General features: G+C 49.9%; 21 protein-coding genes. 9 read left to right on the top strand and 12 right to left on the bottom strand.

Annotated elements, in window-relative coordinates:
- Positions 1-126: 126 nt before the first annotated feature.
- The 3 genes from KNO90_RS11640 to nhaC form a co-directional block, all read right to left on the bottom strand.
- Positions 127-639, bottom strand: a complete 513-nt coding sequence (locus KNO90_RS11640) for a type 1 glutamine amidotransferase domain-containing protein (RefSeq protein WP_214742624.1) — start codon at positions 637-639, stop codon at positions 127-129.
- An 82-nt stretch (positions 640-721) separates the two neighbouring features.
- Positions 722-1,306 (bottom strand): DNA-3-methyladenine glycosylase, encoded by a 585-nt coding sequence (locus KNO90_RS11635; protein WP_215113653.1) that lies wholly within the window; start codon positions 1,304-1,306, stop codon positions 722-724.
- An 84-nt stretch (positions 1,307-1,390) separates the two neighbouring features.
- Positions 1,391-2,767 (bottom strand): Na+/H+ antiporter NhaC, encoded by a 1,377-nt coding sequence (gene nhaC / locus KNO90_RS11630; protein ID WP_215113652.1) that lies wholly within the window; start codon positions 2,765-2,767, stop codon positions 1,391-1,393.
- Between the two features lie 217 nt (positions 2,768-2,984).
- Between nhaC and queC the strand changes: the two genes are divergently transcribed.
- From queC to queF, 4 genes are read left to right on the top strand one after another with little or no spacing between them, the layout of a single operon-like run.
- On the top strand, positions 2,985-3,629 hold the full coding sequence (gene queC / locus KNO90_RS11625) for a 7-cyano-7-deazaguanine synthase QueC (protein ID WP_215113651.1): 645 nt from the start codon (positions 2,985-2,987) through the stop codon (positions 3,627-3,629).
- Positions 3,626-4,084 (top strand): 6-carboxytetrahydropterin synthase QueD, encoded by a 459-nt coding sequence (gene queD, locus KNO90_RS11620; RefSeq protein ID WP_015880475.1) that lies wholly within the window; start codon positions 3,626-3,628, stop codon positions 4,082-4,084. The genes queC and queD overlap by 4 nt, the downstream gene beginning before the upstream one ends.
- Positions 4,066-4,776: a 7-carboxy-7-deazaguanine synthase QueE gene (gene queE / locus KNO90_RS11615; protein ID WP_215113650.1), complete on the top strand. Its 711-nt coding sequence runs from the start codon at positions 4,066-4,068 to the stop codon at positions 4,774-4,776. Before queD ends, queE begins: the two co-directional genes overlap by 19 nt.
- A gap of 11 nt (positions 4,777-4,787) precedes the next feature.
- Positions 4,788-5,276 carry a preQ(1) synthase gene (gene queF / locus KNO90_RS11610; RefSeq protein WP_015880473.1) on the top strand — a complete coding sequence of 163 codons (489 nt, stop codon included), beginning with the start codon at positions 4,788-4,790 and terminating at the stop codon, positions 5,274-5,276.
- A gap of 30 nt (positions 5,277-5,306) precedes the next feature.
- On the opposite strand, the gene KNO90_RS11605 is transcribed toward queF, so the two are convergent.
- A complete protein-coding gene (locus KNO90_RS11605) occupies positions 5,307-5,963 on the bottom strand; it encodes a TVP38/TMEM64 family protein (RefSeq protein ID WP_214742620.1) in 657 nt (218 codons plus the stop codon).
- A 111-nt stretch (positions 5,964-6,074) separates the two neighbouring features.
- Here KNO90_RS11605 and KNO90_RS11600 point away from each other — a divergent pair, with 111 nt between their 5' ends.
- Positions 6,075-6,572: a hypothetical protein gene (locus tag KNO90_RS11600; protein WP_214742619.1), complete on the top strand. Its 498-nt coding sequence runs from the start codon at positions 6,075-6,077 to the stop codon at positions 6,570-6,572.
- Between the two features lie 24 nt (positions 6,573-6,596).
- On the opposite strand, the gene KNO90_RS11595 is transcribed toward KNO90_RS11600, so the two are convergent.
- The 3 genes from KNO90_RS11595 to KNO90_RS11585 form a co-directional block, all read right to left on the bottom strand.
- Positions 6,597-7,085 carry a hypothetical protein gene (locus KNO90_RS11595; protein ID WP_215113649.1) on the bottom strand — a complete coding sequence of 163 codons (489 nt, stop codon included), beginning with the start codon at positions 7,083-7,085 and terminating at the stop codon, positions 6,597-6,599.
- An 88-nt stretch (positions 7,086-7,173) separates the two neighbouring features.
- Positions 7,174-7,632 carry a GNAT family N-acetyltransferase gene (locus KNO90_RS11590; protein WP_251127448.1) on the bottom strand — a complete coding sequence of 153 codons (459 nt, stop codon included), beginning with the start codon at positions 7,630-7,632 and terminating at the stop codon, positions 7,174-7,176.
- A gap of 58 nt (positions 7,633-7,690) precedes the next feature.
- Complete coding sequence (locus tag KNO90_RS11585; protein WP_215113648.1) at positions 7,691-8,455, bottom strand: TrmH family RNA methyltransferase; 765 nt, start codon at positions 8,453-8,455, stop codon at positions 7,691-7,693.
- A 220-nt stretch (positions 8,456-8,675) separates the two neighbouring features.
- On the opposite strand from KNO90_RS11585, the gene KNO90_RS11580 reads away from it, so the two are divergent.
- The 3 genes from KNO90_RS11580 (at position 8,676) to KNO90_RS11570 (ending at position 12,443) form a co-directional block, all read left to right on the top strand.
- Positions 8,676-10,304, top strand: a complete 1,629-nt coding sequence (locus KNO90_RS11580; protein WP_215113647.1) for a PTS transporter subunit IIBC — start codon at positions 8,676-8,678, stop codon at positions 10,302-10,304.
- A 51-nt stretch (positions 10,305-10,355) separates the two neighbouring features.
- Positions 10,356-11,147: an endonuclease/exonuclease/phosphatase family protein gene (locus KNO90_RS11575; RefSeq protein ID WP_215113646.1), complete on the top strand. Its 792-nt coding sequence runs from the start codon at positions 10,356-10,358 to the stop codon at positions 11,145-11,147.
- A gap of 117 nt (positions 11,148-11,264) precedes the next feature.
- Positions 11,265-12,443: an MFS transporter gene (locus KNO90_RS11570; RefSeq protein ID WP_215113645.1), complete on the top strand. Its 1,179-nt coding sequence runs from the start codon at positions 11,265-11,267 to the stop codon at positions 12,441-12,443.
- 35 nt (positions 12,444-12,478) lie between these two features.
- Here KNO90_RS11570 and KNO90_RS11565 read toward each other — a convergent pair whose 3' ends face one another.
- A complete protein-coding gene (locus KNO90_RS11565) occupies positions 12,479-13,183 on the bottom strand; it encodes an alpha/beta hydrolase (RefSeq protein ID WP_214742612.1) in 705 nt (234 codons plus the stop codon).
- Positions 13,184-13,256: 73 nt separating this feature from the next.
- Between KNO90_RS11565 and KNO90_RS11560 the strand changes: the two genes are divergently transcribed.
- Positions 13,257-14,522, top strand: coding sequence for a purine/pyrimidine permease (locus KNO90_RS11560; protein ID WP_214742611.1), 1,266 nt, complete (start codon positions 13,257-13,259; stop codon positions 14,520-14,522).
- 19 nt (positions 14,523-14,541) lie between these two features.
- Here KNO90_RS11560 and KNO90_RS11555 read toward each other — a convergent pair whose 3' ends face one another.
- Genes KNO90_RS11555 through KNO90_RS11540 form a run of 4 tightly spaced genes read right to left on the bottom strand, consistent with a single transcriptional unit; the run spans position 14,542 to position 17,495 of the window.
- Positions 14,542-14,934, bottom strand: coding sequence for an RDD family protein (locus tag KNO90_RS11555; RefSeq protein WP_214742610.1), 393 nt, complete (start codon positions 14,932-14,934; stop codon positions 14,542-14,544).
- The gene (locus KNO90_RS11550; RefSeq protein ID WP_214742609.1) at positions 14,931-15,578 is read right to left on the bottom strand and encodes an NAD(P)H-binding protein; all 648 of its coding nucleotides are present in this window, start codon (positions 15,576-15,578) and stop codon (positions 14,931-14,933) included. The genes KNO90_RS11555 and KNO90_RS11550 overlap by 4 nt, the downstream gene beginning before the upstream one ends.
- 34 nt (positions 15,579-15,612) lie before the next feature.
- Complete coding sequence (locus KNO90_RS11545; protein ID WP_214742608.1) at positions 15,613-16,917, bottom strand: nucleobase:cation symporter-2 family protein; 1,305 nt, start codon at positions 16,915-16,917, stop codon at positions 15,613-15,615.
- Entirely contained in the window at positions 16,914-17,495 is a 582-nt protein-coding gene (locus KNO90_RS11540) for a xanthine phosphoribosyltransferase (RefSeq protein WP_214742607.1), read from the bottom strand. The genes KNO90_RS11545 and KNO90_RS11540 overlap by 4 nt, the downstream gene beginning before the upstream one ends.
- Between the last annotated feature and the right edge of the window lie 39 nt (positions 17,496-17,534).

Here is a 17,534-nt window from a genome sequence, read left to right as displayed (position 1 = left end):
AACCAAATGATGTTTCGACGAACTTAACTCGGTGAACGTACTCGTTTTCTCATTTGAATCTCCTCCTTACTTGTCTATTCCCGAATACACAAAAAAAACCACGAGACGAATCTCGTGGTCGACGTGTTATTTTAATAAGTTGAGCATCTCTCGATTGAATGCCGGGATATCATCCGGCTGACGGCTCGTCACGAGCTGGTTTTGACAGACGACGACTTCTTTGTCCGCATATTTCGCACCGGCATACTCCATGTCGACTTTAATCGATTTGTAGCCGGTCGCGTCACGACCTTCTAACGTCTTCGCCGTAATTAACAGCTGAGGTCCGTGACAAATCGCAAAGACAGGTTTTTTTGCGTCCATAAAGGATTTGGCGAACGAGACGAAGCGCTCGTCTTCACGCAATAAGTCAGGAGAGAATCCGCCCGGTAAGAGAAGGGCATCAAAATCTTCCGGCGATACATCGTCAATCGATTGATCGATGTTCACTTTCGCCTCTCCTTGCTTCCCTTCTACCGTGTTGCCCGCTTTCTTCTCGATTGTCACGACGTCATGTCCCGCATCCACCAATGCGTCACGGGGACCCGTGAATTCTACATCTTCAAACATATCTGTAATGAGCGTTGCTACTTTTGCCATGTTCTAAACACTCCCTCTGTTTGTTTTATGCACATAGGGACTGTTCCACTGGCATGAATCCGTTAAACATCTCAAGTGGCGTTCAACGGAACTTCGAGACGTATGGATTGTCGCGTTCAAAGAAGCGATACGGGTAGTCACGCGCCTCTCCCGTGTTCGGGATCCCGATGCGCGGCCCCGCCTCGATCACTACTTCTGTCTCACCCTCCACGATGTAGAGTGGGTCTTGTTGAAAGGAATGACCATATAGATCCATGGTGATACCGAGTGCTTTCGTCAACTTTCCTGGTCCATTCGTTTGGTCATATCGCATCACCCCGGGACGGTTCGTTGCAATCCATTCATGTCCTTGAATCGGTTCGACGGCTCGAATCAACACGGCTTCCGGAGTACCGACCGGACCGCTGACCACGTTCAGAAGCGTATGCGTATGCATTTGGTATGTGTACACATGCCCGGGTTGTCCGAACATGACTTCCGTCCGCTTCGTTCGACGCCCTCCGAAGCTATGCGCTGCTCGGTCGATGGCACCGAGGTAAGCTTCTGTCTCGACAATCTTTGCGATGATGTCACCTTCTGGATGTCGCCTTACTAAATATTGACCGAGTAAGGCACGCGCCAAATCAAGTGTCGGTTGTTCATAAAATGCCAGATCGAGTCGCTTCATCGTTCCACCTCCGTTTCTCCTATTTTCTCAAAAGTCATATGGTGCATACAAAAAAGATGCCCTGCATAGCAGGACACCTCGATATTATGATGCGATTTTAAGTGACTCACGTTGCTTCCCCAATCGGACGTATCCCAAGATGACCGAGAAGACTGGACTGAGCCAAAGGAAGAAGGCAAATGGTGCGTACTCCAATACAGGTACACCGAGTGTCGCTGCGAAGAATGCACCGGAGACACCCCATGGAATGAGCGGGTTGATCACAGTCCCGCCATCCTCAAGCGCACGTGACAAGTAGCGTGGGTCAATCCCACGATCGATAAAGCCTTGTTTGAACGCCTGACCTGGCAAGAGAATCGACAAGTACTGTTCTCCTGCGAGCAAGTTGACACCGATCGAGCTGAGGACGACCGAGAGAACCGAGCTTCCTGGTGACTTCAAACGCTCGAGCAACGATTCAACGATGGCTTGGAAGACACCGAGTTCACGTAACAAGCCACCGAACGCGAGGGCGATCAAGACGAGACTGACCGACCAAAGCATCGATTCAAGACCACCACGATCGAGTACCGTCGCAATCGTCTCATTCTCGACACCTGACTTGAAGCCCGACTGCATGACACCGAGCCAGTTCGAGATGCTCCAGTTGCCTTGAACGAATCCAGCCGTCAATACACCCGCGAACATCCCAACGAGCATCGTCGGTAAGACCGGCATCCGACGGAACGCAAGCACTGCGACGAGCACAGGGGCAATCAACGTGAGCCATGAGAGGTCGAACCGTCCGCTGAGCGCGGCTTGCGCCTCTGCGATTTGAGTCGTGTCGGCAGTTTGACCGCTACGTCCGAGGAACATGAATAAAATCAACGTGATGATGAACGCCGGAATCGTCGTCCCCATCATGAAGCGAATGTGGTCGAACAGTTTGACACCCGCCACTGCCGGCGCAAAGTTCGTCGTATCCGACAACGGGCTCATCTTGTCTCCGAAGAGGGCACCCGATACGATCGCACCTGCGGCGAGCGCCGGCGAGATGCCTAGTGCCGTCCCGATTCCAAATAAGGCGACACCGACCGTTCCGACGGTTGTAAACGCACTTCCTGTGAAGGTCGAGACGATCATCGTGATTAATAAGACACTCGGTAAGAACCATTCCGCAGAGATTGTATTTAGACCGATGGAGAGGATCGTCGCGACCGTCCCGGACATTTGCCATACTCCGATGAGCATCCCGATCAACATCAAAATCAATACCGGCATGATTGCTTCACGAATCCCGTTGATCATCGCCGTTTCAATCTGTTTGAAGTCGCGTGAACGATAATACGCGTATCCACCTACCATTACCATTGTGCCAAAAATCGCCATATGTGGCGTCGCTTTGGCCAAAAACATCAGTGCGAGCAAGGTGATCCCGCTCATCAACACGACGAATACAGCTTCTTTTCCTTTCATCTGCATCGACGTCCCCTCCTTTCGTTATATCATGATTATTTATTATTTCGCCTAACCGCTTAAACGCTTTTATGCACAAAAGCGTGTCAGTGATGTTTTTTACTATACTCGCTTCCTTTCTCCCTGTCAAACGTCTTTTTATGATAAATTATATGCTTGAGGGTGACCTCCGGAGTTCGTAACCTCCTCCGACATCAAAACTAGCGAAAAGGAAGTGTGCTTCATGCAACACGAAAAAGCTTTGGTCGTCTTTAGTGGTGGCCAAGATTCAACCACTTGCCTGTTTTGGGCAAAACAACAATTCTCTCATGTGGAGGCGGTGACATTCGCGTATGGTCAACGCCATGATGCGGAAATCGAGGTCGCAAAAGAAATTGCGGCAGAACTCGATGTCCCACACCACATCCTCGACTTGTCTTTACTTGGACAACTCACATCAAACGCGCTCACGAGACACGATCTCGACATTGACAATGCGGATGTTCCAAACACGTTCGTCGATGGGCGCAACCATCTATTCTTATCATTTGCGGCCGTCATGGCCAAACAACTCGGTATGCATCACATCGTGACCGGTGTGTGTGAAACGGACTTTTCAGGTTACCCGGATTGCCGAGACCAATTCATCAAATCACTCAACGTGACACTCAATTTAGCGATGGATTATCCATTCGTCATCGACACACCGCTCATGTGGCTCGATAAAAAAGAGACGTGGGCACTCGCCGACGAGCTCGGTGCCTTTGACTATGTCAAAGAACGCACGCTCACTTGCTACAACGGTGTCATCGGTTCAGGTTGTGGCGAATGTCCGGCGTGTAAGCTTCGCCAAAACGGACTCATAGCCTATGAGGAGGTGCGCGTATGAAACATGCTCCGTTCCTCGCCCCGACCAGTGTCGAATCGAAACAAGAAGGGTCGCTCATCTACTGTCCGCATCGCGTTCAAATCGTCAAAGAAGTGACGTTCGACGCAGCGCACCATCTCTTTGATTATGACGGCAAATGTCGTGCCCTTCATGGTCATACGTATAAGCTCCAGATGGGTGTCAGCGGCTTTCTCGACAATCGTGGAATGACGCTCGACTTTGGTGACTTGAAAAAAATCTTCAAAGAAGAGCTTGAACCGTATCTCGACCATCGCTATTTGAACGAGTCACTCCCTTATATGAATACAACTGCAGAAAACATGTGTTATTGGATTTTTGAACAGTTGGCGACACACCTGCCAAATGAACGCGACGTGCGCGTCGAATTCGTCCGTTTGTATGAAACGCCGACGTCGTATGCTGAGTTCCGCCGTGAATGGTTGGTGGAATCGTGAAAATCCCTGTTCTTGAAGTGTTCGGACCGACCTTCCAAGGAGAAGGACGTGCCATTGGACAGAAGACGATGTTCGTCCGGACCGCCGGTTGCGATTATCGCTGTTCGTGGTGCGATTCTGCCTTCACATGGGACGGTTCAGAAAAGCCGGATATGCTGACAGCCGACGAGATCATCGCTCGCCTTGACGCACTCGGTATGTACGATTACGTCACCATCTCGGGTGGCAACCCGCTCCTCATCGCGGCCATGGAAGAACTTGTCGTGAAGTTGAAAGAACGCGGCGTCACTCTCGCCGTCGAGACGCAAGGTAGCCGCTATCAAGACTGGCTCACACAAATCGATGACGTGACCCTCAGTCCGAAGCCCCCGTCGTCTGGTATGAAGACAAACTGGCAGCAACTTGACGACATCGTCGAACGCTTACGCCCGGAGCAGACGACATTCAAGGTCGCTGTCTTTGATGAAGTGGACCTCGCTTACGCAAAAGAAGTACAACAACGCTACTCACCGGACGTCATGTATTTGTCGGCCGGTAACCCCGAGCCAGGTGCTGACGGAGACATCACCGATGCCCAGCTCCGTCGCTTGAAACAACTATGGGAGGACGTCGCACGCGACCCGTCATGGCAAAGCGTTCGCGTCCTACCGCAACTACACACATTACTGTACGCCAACGAACGTGGCGTGTAAGGAGAATGAACATGAGACCAGAAGACTTACAAGACCTCTCGCTCCTCGGACAGAAGAGCGTCCCTTATATTTTTGAATACACACCTGATGTACTCGAGGCGTTCCCGAACCGTCATCCGGAGAACGACTACTTCGTCAAATTCAACGCACCCGAATTTACATCGTTGTGCCCAATCACGAACCAACCTGACTTCGCGACGATTTACATCTCATATATCCCGGATGAGAAACTCGTCGAGTCGAAATCGTTGAAGTTGTACTTGTTCAGTTTCCGTAACCACGGTGACTTCCATGAGAATTGCATCAACGTCATCGGGAAGGACCTTGTCAAATTGATGGAGCCACGCTATCTCGAAGTGTGGGGCAAATTCACACCACGTGGCGGCATCTCAATCGATCCGTATTACAACTACGGAAAGCCGGGCACGAAATATGAAAAAATGGCAGAACATCGTCTGTTCAACCACGACCTCTATCCAGAGACGGTCGACAACCGTTAATCAAAAAGTAGGCGCTCCATCAGGAGTCGCCTACTTTTTTTGATAGCGATGAATCTGTCGTTTGATCGGTTCACGGAACACGGTCGCAATGAGCGTCAACACGAGCATGATTCCGAATGCCAAGGCAATCAGGGTCCAATCCCCGCTCGCAATACTGCTCCCGAGAAAATTATTCGCAAACGCCCCGGGAATCATACCGACGACGGTTGCCAACAGATACGCGAGTACGTTTACTTTGGCCAACCCGGAAGCATAACTGACCAAATCGAAGTTGACGAGCGGAATCAAACGTAAAATGAGAACATAGAAAAACCCGTCCTCTTCGATTTTGTGCTGGATGGTTTCATAATTCGTTGATTCGAAGTGATGCAAGAAACGGTCACCGAAATAGATGGCTACGTAATATGCGACGAGGGCACTCAATGTCGCTCCGATCACGGTATAGATGACCCCCGGTAAGATCCCAAACGCCAACCCACCAGCGACCGATAAGACGGACGTCGGAAACAGGATGAGCGGACGAACGGTAAATAAGAGGATATAAATCAAAGGTGCCAGCCAACCGAATTGAATGATATAGTCGCGAATATCGCCCGGACTTACATCAAGCCACTGATAGAGAAATGTCGCCGTCCCGAACAGGAGTAGGACGAGTGCAATCACCCACTGCGCTTTCCATTTCTTCATCGTCCTTCCTCCTTTCTAATTTATTTTATTCCCGCAATATGAGATGTCACCCATCTTTTTTCGTTATTCCCGATGTGGTACGGTTAGAGAAAGCAGAAGGAGGAAATCGATATGAACCTTGCAGATGCCCTAACATTGAAACAGTTGCTCCATGAGCAAATCGATACATTGACCGAAGAGATTGAGCATGTGGCATTCATCTCGCTTCAAGCGAATGAATCTATTCCGACCATTCAGTCCCGCTCCCTTCAAGACATCGAGATGGAACTCGAGCACATCCGTTTAGACTTGCGTCAACTCGACCGTCTGATTCAAGAGGCGAATGTCCGAGCCGTTGTTGAAACACACGACGGTCCGCTCCCGCTCGTCGAAGCGATCGAACTCGCCATTCAGTTACGTGTCCAAGCACGACTTTATGAAAAATTATCGCTTCGTCCGAAGAAAGAATACGTGCACGGGGTCGCCGTGATCAAACACGCCTTATATGACCCAGAACTATATCGCTTAAAAGCACGTGACATAAAAAAACGGGCTCTTCGAATCGAAAGTGCCATCCAGGCCGTCCGCTATCAGACCGATATTGAATTTGACGCTTCACGTTATATGTAAAAAGCGAAGGGATTCCTTCGCTTTTTACATATGGTCATGGTGATTATGATGGATATCATGGTGACTCGATGAGGAACGTCTACGTGGAGGTGCCTCATCCGCAAATTTTTCTCCGTCTAAAATCCCGAGACGCTTGTATTGTCGATCGAGCCGCTCTTTCGTCTCCTCGCGAACGGATCTCGACTCCATCACCAATTGATAGCATCCGAGTGCGACACGGAACGGTTCCATCCGTGTCCGTTCAATAGAGAAGGAATCGACGCCCCGTAAGTAGTCTGCCAATCGCTCAGCCGTGTCATCGTTCGGGTCATCGGCGAGCTGCGAGGCGAATTGTTGTAAGTCTTTCAACGTGCTCGATGTTTTGGAATGATGAAAAATCGTTTTTACGAACATAAAAATAATCAGACCAAACACAACCATGAAAATGATTGGAAACATACTAAACAATCCACTAAAAAATGAATCCCCCATCGAATTATCGAACGGATCTCCGCCAAATCCAAACACTGTCATTTCAAATTCCCCCTTTTTCTTTATGTACGTTCATTCATGCGAATCGGTTTCATCAAAAAAACCGCGATCACACGACCGCGGCAACCATTCATCTGTTCAATTGTTTTTCCATCATGATGCGCGGCTCGCCATCTTCTGTGTAAGCGCCCATGATGTCATATCCGCAAAGGAGATTCAAAATGATGACCCCTTTGTTCGTATTACGTGCTTTCGTCCGAATCGAATGGAACCCTTGCGCTTCGACCCATTCGAGTTGCGTGTCCATCAGCTTGCGACCGATGCCATGCTTTTGGAAGTCCGGATGGACGCCGCCCGCCCAGCTATAAAACCGATACGGCTCCGCCTCATAACCGATTTTAAAGCCGACCAGTTGCTCTTCAGAGAATGCTAAGAGCACTAGTGGATTGGCGTGTCGATACAGACGCTCTTTAAAGCGCAACTGATCGAGGTCGCCATATAACGTGCGATACAGTCGGAAAAAGTCCTCTTCAAAATCCTTAAAGTTGTTCGTCACATCTTTTACGATAAATGAACTCGTCGTACTCATCGTGCCATCCCCTTTCAGTTTCTGGACAAAGATTCCGTACGTCTGTTCATTTCGCCGTTCATTCTGAATTTCCTGTCTCCCGTTCAAAAGCCGTGACACCTTTTTGTTTATATAGTCCAAGCGTACGTTTCGGTAAACTCTTGACCATCCAATCTTTAAAGATGCGTGCCTGATCCTCGACAGGCAGTTCATAGCCATCCGTCACGATATGTCGCGACCGTGTCGTGACATCGTACAAAGAAATCGCCGCTGCCACCGAGATGTTCAAACTCTGCACATACCCTTGCATCGGAATAACAAAGTTCCCGTCCGCCTTATGGAGTGCTGTTTCCGAGACACCACTATGTTCATTCCCGAATAGAAGAACAGTCGGCTTCGACACATCCACTTCTTCGAGCGGAATCGCTTCCTCACTCAATGCCGTCGCATATACTTGGTAACCACTTTTTTTTAAGGAATCAATCGCTTCTTCAATCGAACCATGCTCGACGACGTCCACCCAGCGGTCGGCACTTTTGGCGATAATCGAGTTCGGTTTGAACTTCGCACGCCCTTCGACGACGTGTAACGTCTGCACCCCGAACGCATCGGCCGAACGCAATACGGCAGATTGATTGTGCGGATCGTCGACACCCTCCGTCAAAATCGTGATATGGTTCGTTCGTGTATTCAATACTTCATACATCCGTTTGATGCGATCTGGCATGAGCATCTCATATAGAGGAAGATCGTCCTCGTGCAATACACCCTTCTGCAATAACTCTTCTTTTAATTCAATCTGCTCGTCTTTCGTCAAAGCAGATGTCGTCTGTCTCCAACCCATCTTTCTCGCTCCCTTCAACCTATCATATTGTAGCTAGATTCGATTCGACTGACAAGTTCGCCTCACATTTACCATTCCCGCTTCAAAAATGAAAACAAATGAAAATAGCGAAAACGGTTGCATGAATTTATGCAATCGATTACAATCATTTATGCAAGCGATTGCACTATTGGCAAACAAAAAATAGATAAAACTCCCTCACAGGAAGGAAGCGTATAGCATGAAAAAAATGATCTCATTCGATTTTTGGCAAAAACTCGGTAAGGCCTTGATGGTCGTCATCGCCGTTATGCCAGCCGCCGGTTTGATGATTTCCATCGGAAAATTGATTGGAATGTCAGCCGGAGACGTCGGTATTCTATTAACAACAGCTCGTATCATTGAAGATTTAGGTTGGGGGATCATCGTCAACTTACATATCCTCTTCGCAGTCGCGATTGGTGGTTCGTGGGCTAAAGATCGTGCAGGTGGTGCGTTCGCCGCACTCCTCGCTTTCATCTTGATCAACCGTGTCACAGGTGCCATCTTCGGTGTCAACGGCGCTATGCTTCAGGATCCAGAAGCGACAATCGAGTCACTCTTTGGTGCAAATCTTGTCGTCTCAGACTACTTCACATCTGTACTTGGTTCACCTGCCCTCAACATGGGTGTGTTCGTCGGAATCATCGCCGGTTTCCTCGGTGGTGCGCTATACAACCGTTTCTACAACTTCAATAAATTGCCGAACGCCCTCTCGTTCTTTAACGGGAAGCGCTTCGTACCATTCGTCGTCATCCTTGGTTCGGTCGTTGCTGCCATCGTTCTATCAATTGTATGGCCAACAATCCAAGGGGCACTCAACAGTTTTGGTGAGTGGATTGCCACATCACGTAACACGGCTCCAGTCCTTGCTCCATTTGTTTACGGTGCACTCGAACGTCTTCTCTTGCCGTTCGGTTTACACCACATGCTCACAGTACCAATGAACTACACAGAACTTGGCGGAACGTATACGATTTTAACAGGTGCGACAGCTGGTTCGGTCGTTGCCGGTCAAGACCCGCTCTGGTTGGCATGGGTAACAGACCTCGTCAACTTGCGTGCTGCTGGTGACACAGCTGCATACAACGCTCTACTTGCTGATGTCGTACCAGCTCGCTTCAAAGTCGGTCAAGTCATCTTGTCATTCGCTGCATTAATCGGTGCTGCGTACGCAATGTACCGTAACGTCGATGCTGAGAAGAAAGAACAATACAAACCGATGTTCTTGTCAGCCGCACTCGCCGTCTTCTTGACGGGTGTCACAGAACCGATCGAGTTCATGTTCATGTTCGTTGCGCCAGTCCTTTACGTCGTCTACGCACTCATGGCTGGTGCTGCCTTCGCATTGGCAGATATCATCGATTTGCGTATTCATGCTTTCGGTGCAATCGAACTCTTGACGCGCATCCCGATGATCATCAAAGCGGGACTTCTTCAAGACTTGATCAACTTCGTGCTCGTCTCTGTCGCGTTCTTCTTCCTCAACTTCGGAGTATTCAACTTCTTCATCAAGAAGATGAACTTGCCGACACCAGGACGTAACGGAAACTACATGGAAGAAACGACAGAAAAATCATCTGTGACAGGTAATGAACAAGTCATGGGGATTATCACACTTCTCGGTGGGGAAGAAAATATTGAAGATGTCGATGCATGTATGACTCGTCTTCGTGTGACCGTCAAAGACGTTACACTCGTCTCTGACGAACAAGAATGGAAGAAAAATGGCGCCATGGGTCTCATTGTGAAAGACCGTGGAGTCCAAGCCATCTATGGCCCGAAAGCCGACGTATTGAAATCAGACATTCAAGACGTCATCGGTGCATAATCTACTGGCCAACTCGCTCGAGAGTTGGCCTTTTTCTAAAGGAGGACTACCGTGAATATTTTAACGCTCAATTGTCATGCCTGGTTAGAAGACCGTCAACAAGAAAAGATCGATGCCATCGTCGAACGTATTGCGAGTGAAGAATACGATCTCATCGCACTTCAAGAAGTCAACCAACATAAGGAGGCGCCACTCATCTACGGAAACATCCGTGAAAACAACTTCGCACACGTCCTCGTTGAACGTCTGAACGAGTTAGACCTTCACTATCACATGACTTGGGATTTTGCCCATTACGGCTATGATATTTACGAAGAGGGCGTTGCCATCTTGTCGCGCACACCGTTCCTATCGACCGAATCATTCTTTGTATCCAAGACGACGGACCCAGACAATTACAAGTCCCGTAAAATCGTTAAAGCCGTGATTGAAGGTCATGAAGCTCCGACGACGGTCTACTCGTGTCACCTCGGTTGGTGGCATGACGAAGAAGAGCCCGTGAAACATCAACTGGATGAACTATTGCATCGCGTGGAGCACGACGACCACGCGCTTCTACTCGGTGACTTCAATAACGACGCCTTCATCCGAGGTGAAGGATACGATTATTTGATGGAGAACGGACTTCAAGACTTATTCCATCTCGCCACAGAACGCGAAGGCGACGCGACCGTACAAGGAAAAATTGCCGGATGGGATGAAAACAAAAAATCGCTCCGCATCGACTTGATGTTGACGAATGCACCCATTCACGTCTCCCGGCATGCTGTCGTCTTCGATGGGGAGAACGGACCTGTCGTCTCCGACCACGCCGGTGTCGAAGCCACTGTCTTTTGGCGCTGATTCGCCTTTTTCTTCCGACTTGGGAGAAAAGGGTTTTTCTTTTGGGGAAAATCTTGTAACGTGATAGAAGACTGATGTCTAACTACTAATGAATGAAACAGAAAGAAGTGTTTGAACATGAAGACAAGCTCGCTCAGTCGAAGCGACTGGACTTTAGTTTTATCTCTATCCTTATTAACCTTCGTTCTCGGAACGAGTGAATTTGTCATCGTCGGGATATTACCCGACATCGCAAGTGGTCTATCTATTTCCATTGCAACAGCAGGAAGTCTCGTATCGGCATTCGCGATCAGTTTCGCCGTCGGCACACCCATCACGATGTCCTTGACGAGTCATCTTCCAAAGCGTAAATTGATGCTCGGCCTAACCATCCTCTTCACGGTCCTGAACTTGTTGAGCAGTCTTGCTCCCATGTATGAGTGGTTACTCGTCTTGCGTATGCTGACGGCCGTCGTCACAGGCGTCTTGATTTCGCTTGCCATGCTCGTCGCCAGCGAGAGCGTCCCTCCAACAAAACGGGGTGTGGCCGTGTCCTTTATTTTCGGTGGATTCACAATGGCAAACGTGTTCGGGGTTCCGATTGGGACGTTTATCGGACAACAGGCAGGCTGGGAGTCAACGTTTTGGTTGACGACTCTGCTCGGTGCAGTCGCCTGGATTGCCATTTATCGTGTCTTGCCAAATCAATTGTCTCAAGAAAAAGCATCACTCCGTGAACAAATGGCACTCCTGACGAACCCTCGCATCTTGATCGCCTTCTTGATTCCGGCATTCGGTTTTGGGGCGACATATGTCGTGTATACGTATCTCGTGCCGATTTTAAAAGATGTCCTCGGTGTACCGGTCGCTTGGGTCAGTCCGATTTTATTCGCATACGGCTTCATCTCGATTTTCAGTAATATCGCTGCCGGAAAGATTGCCAGTCACAATCCAATCGGACGCTTACGGTTCGTCTTTCTCGTCCAGGCGTTCGTCTTGGCCGCTTTATTCGTGACGACGTCGAATGTGACGCTCGGTCTCCTCAATATCGCCCTTATGTCGTTCATGGCGATTTTATTGACGACATCAACACAGATTTATTTGATTGATTTGGCGGAGAAGTTCAATCCGAACGCCAAAGGTCTCGCCTCATCACTTATGCCCGTGGCGAGTAACGTCGGGATTGGGCTTGGTTCCGCTCTCGGTGGTGTCGTCTATGCGACGAGCCCCATCATGACGCTCGCACTCGTCGGTGGTCTGGTCGCACTCGTTACGGCCGGATTGACCGCAGTCAGCTATTCGTTCGATCAACGCTAAAACGTGCGCACCTCGATGAAGGTGCGCACGTTTTTTCATAACCATTCGAGAATTGCTGATAATACTTCGTCGAGTTGTTCTTTCGATGTGAGCGGACTTTCCTGATCGCCTTTTTGAGGACCATACATTCCGAAATTCGCATGATTCCCGTCTTTAATTTGTACGAATTGACTATCGTCAGGAAGATCACTTCGACTCGCCTCGATGTCTTCTGGGACAGCCAATCCATCTAGCTCACCCGAGATAGATAGCACGCGTAAGTCACTATCGACCATCGAGCTGATCGGATATGATGCAAGGAAAATGACACCTTCCACTAACTCTTGATGCTCAAGCGCGTAACCAGATGCCGCTGAACCTCCGAGTGAATGACCGGCTACGATCCAACGTTCAATCTCCGGATGTGCTTCGATGATGGGATCGGCTGCGTCGATATCTAAAATGCCTAAATTGAGACGAAGCGATGGAATGGCAACGAAGTATCCTTCCTCGGCCAAACGTGTTCCATAATACGCATACGCCTCTTTCTCTACTTTCGCCCCAGGGTATAGAATGACACCGACTTCACTCGCCGTGTCTCCAAACTCGAGACGGTTGTCGACCACTTTCCCCTCTTCCGCATACTGGGTCGCTTCATCGGTCGGTCCATACGTAAACTGTGTCCAAATCAAAAAGCCAGCTACCGCGACAAGGAGCAATCCTACGATTGTGAGTGCGGTCCACTTGAAGAATTTCTTCATTATATAGCCTCCATTTGCATCCACTTCACCATAACGTTACACTAATAAGAAAAAGTATGATCAGGGGGACACCATGACCAAAAGTAATGTAACCACGACGATTCAGTGGTTTATTTTTATTTTAGCTACAAATATTGTACCACCACTCTCCATCGCCGCCTTGTTTGAACTTTCGCCAGATGAGACGATGACCTTCATATCCCGCTCACTCTTCATCTTCGCACTCTTCAGCATCATCCAGACAATGCTCGGCCATCGCCTCCCTATTCTCGAAGGACCTGCCGGCATTTGGTGGGGCGTCTTCACCTTATACGCATCCATCGGTCCCGCCTTATATGGAAGTCAACAAGAGACGCTACAGGCACTCGGATTCATGCTATTTTTGAGCGGTGTGATCGGTGTGTTGCTGACTGTCACCGGTATCTTAAGACGCATGCTCTCCCTCTTTACACCACAAGTGCTTGGCGTCTATATGATTTTACTCGTCCTCCAATTATCAGGAGCCGTCATTAAAGGTGGCTTCGGGGTGACGGAAAACGGAATCAATGTCGTCCAAGCTGTCGCGACGGCAGGGCTCGTTTTGTTCGCGCTCACGCTCGAACAAAGTCGCTTCAAACAATACGGACTCGTCATGACACTATTCGTCGGGTTCGGCTTGTTCCATTTACTCGACCTTGGAAATCCAATCGTTCGTTCAGAATCCTTCTTCCTCGTACCGGAACTGCTTCCGTTCGGGAATTGGATGTGGGATTGGAACTTGTTGCCGACGGCTTTCGTCATCACCTTGCTTCTCATGACAAACGTCCTTGCGAACATCAAGTTGATTGAGCGCATCGTCAGTTCTCGCGAAAAACGAGAAATCAAAGGGAACGTTCCCGCATCGGGTGTCGCCAGTGGCGTCAGTCAAGTCGTGGCCGGTCTGTTCGGTACACCGGGTCCTGTCGCCATCTCCGGGACAGCTGGTTTCCTTTCTTCGACGGAGAGCGTCCAGCGTGCTCCGCATTTGATTGCCCACGCCCTCATGATGGGGTTAGCACTCATCGGTCCATTCGTCTCGTTGATTGCGAGTATCCCGGCTGCTGTCGGTTATGCGATTGTGACTCCGCTTATCGCGACGATGATCATCATCGGAATCAATGAGGCCGCCTTCGAATTAAAACAATCGACGGCCTCACTTACGGTCGGTCTCCCACTCGTCATCGGTGCCGGGGCGATGCTTCTGCCACCCGGTTCCATGAATGACTTGCCACCGCTCCTTGCGACCGTCTTTTCGAATGGACTCGTCCTCGGAACAATCGTCGCCTTAACGACTGCCATCTTAAGTAAAATCAAGGATTGAAAAAAGAACTGGCCTATGGTCAGTTCTTTTCACGTACATGCATATGGTAACGGGCATCGTGCGGTAACACGGCGCCGTCTTCTTGTTCGAAATGTGCACGGTCTTTCCAATAACGAACGACTGACGAAGTATCACGGTGTAGGGCGCGCTGTAGTGCTTGTTTCGCCGTGACAGGCGTTTCGTCATCGTTTTTCAATTCAAGCCCCATCAGTTTATAGCCGATGGTTTGTCCGCCTCGACTCATTTGGCAGGCTTCCATGGCGTACGTCAGCAGTGTCGGTGTGATGACCGCATGCACGAACTCGCTCTTTACTTTCTTGCGTACGAGTTGTTCCACGCCAACGCTGACAAGACCTGCAATGACACTATCAATCAAGACGGCTTTCGTTCGTTTTTTCGTCAATGGAGTCATCGGCTCATCCTCTGCATCATCCCTGACGTCAGCACTTCGACCCCTTCGCCTTCTTCAGATGCCATGATCAAGGCACGGGCGACATGCAGTGCTTGAATCGGTGCGACTTCCGGTGCCTTTTCCATTAACCATGGTTGGAACGGTCGACTGAGAACTTCAGCCGCTTTCTCTCCGAGTCGGAATGAATCACGTTCCCCAAGCAATAAAGACGGACGTGCGATAATCAAATGGTGGAAGTTGAAGATCCGTAACGCATTCTCAAGCTCCCCTTTTACCCGATTGTAAAAGAAGGATGAACGTAACGATGCACCTTGCGCCGATACGACCGCATAGCGTGTTGCACCATGTGCCTTAGCGATCCGGGCAACTTCAAGTGGCAACTCCAGGTCGACTTGTTTGAACGCTTCTTGCGATCCAGCGACCGCAATTGTCGTACCGAGTGCGCAATACGTGTCATCGATATGCGGAAGGGATGCATCCATTTCCTCGAACCCGACGACTTCATGTAGCTTCGGATGGCTCCAACGCTTCGAGCGACGGACGACAATCCAGACGGCATCATAACGATCACTTTCTAACAACTGTTCAACCAATTCGCGGCCAATCAATCCGGTCGCGCCTACGACAAGTGCAGTTTTCCCCATTCAAGACTCCTCCTCGACTACTATTTCCTTCAGTCTAGCCGACTTGTCGTTCCTCGGCAATGATTGTCCCGGGACGGAAACGGTCCATCATACGGAAGAATCCGTTCAATAATAGTGCTGTGAAGGAGCCTGCCACGATGGCACTATCTGTGAACAATTGAAGCCATTCCGGCATATTGGCGACGATGGCCGGATTTGCTGTAATACCGAGTCCGACACCTATCGAAAGTGCAATGGTGATCAAGTTCTCGTTTTTCGAAAAATCGACTTGGCTCAGAATCCGAATCCCAGAAGCGGCGACCGTTCCGAACATGACGAGCATCGCCCCACCTAAAACAGGCTTTGGAATCAAGGTTGTGAATGTGGCCACTTTCGGGAGGAACCCGAGCAAGATGAGTAACCCACCTGTCCAGAAGATGACACGGCGCGATTTCACACCTGACAATTGAACGAGTCCGACATTTTGACTGAACGTCGTGTATGGGAAGCTGTTGAAAATTCCTCCGAGAATCGTTGCGACGCCTTCCGCACGATACCCTTTCGTCAATTCTTTTGCACCGATCGGCTTTTTCGTGATGTCACTGAGCGCCAAGAACACGCCGGTCGATTCAATCATCGAGATGATGGCAACGAGCGTCATGACGAGGATGGCAGACACATCGAATGTCGGCACCCCAAAGTAGAACGGTTGAACCATTTGGAACCAACTCGCTTCACGGACAGGACTAAAATCGACGAGACCGAGCGAAGCAGCGACCCCTGTTCCGATGAGGACGGCAAAGAGGATGGCAGCGGCACGTGTGAAGACGGTCCCGACTCGGTTCAAGAAGAGAATGAGTAAAATCGTCAAACCACCTAATCCGAGATTCTGCATCGATGCGAATCCAGGCTCACCCGGCATCCCGCCACCGATGTCATTGATGGCAACCGGGATTAGTGAGAGACCGATAATCGTCACGACCGAACCGAGCACGACCGGCGGAAAAAAGCGTGCAAGTTTCCCGACAAAACCGGAAATGAGGATGACAATGAGCCCGCTCGCAATCAACGCACCATAAATAGCGGTGATCCCGTTCGCGCTTCCGATGGCAATCATCGGCCCGACCGCCGTGAACGTACATCCGAGGACGACCGGCAATCCGACACCCGTGAAGCGTGTCGTCCATACTTGTAGTAACGTCGCTACCCCACACATGAATAAATCAATTGCGACGAGATAGGCGAGTTCGGTCGGTCCAAGCCCGATGGCACCACCGACGATGAGCGGGACGATTGCCGCTCCCGTGTACATCGCGAGGAGATGCTGGAACCCTAGACTGGCTGTCTTGAACGTATTCATCGAACGACCTCCACGAACGAGATATGGTCTTTCTCTAATTTCGCGATACGTGCCAACGATTCGACGCGATAGCCACGCTCCATCAATTTATCGCGCCCTGGTTGGAACGACTTCTCGATGACGATGCCAACCCCTGCGACCTCTGCACCTGCGGCTTCGACGAGTTGTGTCAATCCGAGTGCCGCTTCCCCGTTCGCGAGGAAGTCATCGATGACGAGAACACGTTCGCCTGGTAAGACGAAACGCCGGCTCAAGCTGATGCGGTTCGTCTCCTGCTTGGTGAACGAATACACGTCTGCTTCCACGAGATCATCTTGGAGCGTCAGCGATTTCCGCTTACGCGCGAATACGAACGGGATGCCCATCTCAAGCGCCGTCATCATCGCCGGTGCGATTCCGCTCGATTCAAGTGTGACGATGCGGTCTATTTGAGCGTCTTTGAAACGCTTCGTGAATTCTTTACCGATTGCTTGCATGAGTACGGGATCGACTTGATGATTCAAAAAAGCGTCGACTTTCAACACTTGGTCGGATAAGGCCCGACCCTCTTCACGGATTTTGTCTTCTAACTGCTTCATTGTTGTTCCCTCCAATAAAAAATGCGATTCGTCACCCCT

The organism is Exiguobacterium sp. s63 (assembly GCF_018617335.1).
Classification (GTDB): Bacteria; Bacillota; Bacilli; order Exiguobacteriales; family Exiguobacteriaceae; genus Exiguobacterium.
This window is presented reverse-complemented; position numbering and strand designations above follow the sequence as displayed.

Coding starts and splice junctions, on each gene's coding strand:
- KNO90_RS11555 (WP_214742610.1), bottom strand. CDS start 14,934: ATGACTCCATTGACGAAAAAACGAACGAAAGCCGTCTTGATTGATAGT.
- KNO90_RS11580 (WP_215113647.1), top strand. CDS start 8,676: ATGAAAAAAATGATCTCATTCGATTTTTGGCAAAAACTCGGTAAGGCC.
- KNO90_RS11605 (WP_214742620.1), bottom strand. CDS start 5,963: ATGAAGAAATGGAAAGCGCAGTGGGTGATTGCACTCGTCCTACTCCTG.
- queE (WP_215113650.1), top strand. CDS start 4,066: ATGGTTGGTGGAATCGTGAAAATCCCTGTTCTTGAAGTGTTCGGACCG.
- nhaC (WP_215113652.1), bottom strand. CDS start 2,767: ATGCAGATGAAAGGAAAAGAAGCTGTATTCGTCGTGTTGATGAGCGGG.
- KNO90_RS11565 (WP_214742612.1), bottom strand. CDS start 13,183: ATGAAGAAATTCTTCAAGTGGACCGCACTCACAATCGTAGGATTGCTC.
- queC (WP_215113651.1), top strand. CDS start 2,985: ATGCAACACGAAAAAGCTTTGGTCGTCTTTAGTGGTGGCCAAGATTCA.
- KNO90_RS11590 (WP_251127448.1), bottom strand. CDS start 7,632: ATGAGTACGACGAGTTCATTTATCGTAAAAGATGTGACGAACAACTTT.
- KNO90_RS11585 (WP_215113648.1), bottom strand. CDS start 8,455: ATGGGTTGGAGACAGACGACATCTGCTTTGACGAAAGACGAGCAGATT.
- queF (WP_015880473.1), top strand. CDS start 4,788: ATGAGACCAGAAGACTTACAAGACCTCTCGCTCCTCGGACAGAAGAGC.
- KNO90_RS11595 (WP_215113649.1), bottom strand. CDS start 7,085: ATGACAGTGTTTGGATTTGGCGGAGATCCGTTCGATAATTCGATGGGG.
- KNO90_RS11640 (WP_214742624.1), bottom strand. CDS start 639: ATGGCAAAAGTAGCAACGCTCATTACAGATATGTTTGAAGATGTAGAA.
- KNO90_RS11550 (WP_214742609.1), bottom strand. CDS start 15,578: ATGGGGAAAACTGCACTTGTCGTAGGCGCGACCGGATTGATTGGCCGC.
- KNO90_RS11635 (WP_215113653.1), bottom strand. CDS start 1,306: ATGAAGCGACTCGATCTGGCATTTTATGAACAACCGACACTTGATTTG.
- KNO90_RS11560 (WP_214742611.1), top strand. CDS start 13,257: ATGACCAAAAGTAATGTAACCACGACGATTCAGTGGTTTATTTTTATT.
- KNO90_RS11600 (WP_214742619.1), top strand. CDS start 6,075: ATGAACCTTGCAGATGCCCTAACATTGAAACAGTTGCTCCATGAGCAA.
- queD (WP_015880475.1), top strand. CDS start 3,626: ATGAAACATGCTCCGTTCCTCGCCCCGACCAGTGTCGAATCGAAACAA.
- KNO90_RS11540 (WP_214742607.1), bottom strand. CDS start 17,495: ATGAAGCAGTTAGAAGACAAAATCCGTGAAGAGGGTCGGGCCTTATCC.
- KNO90_RS11545 (WP_214742608.1), bottom strand. CDS start 16,917: ATGAATACGTTCAAGACAGCCAGTCTAGGGTTCCAGCATCTCCTCGCG.
- KNO90_RS11570 (WP_215113645.1), top strand. CDS start 11,265: ATGAAGACAAGCTCGCTCAGTCGAAGCGACTGGACTTTAGTTTTATCT.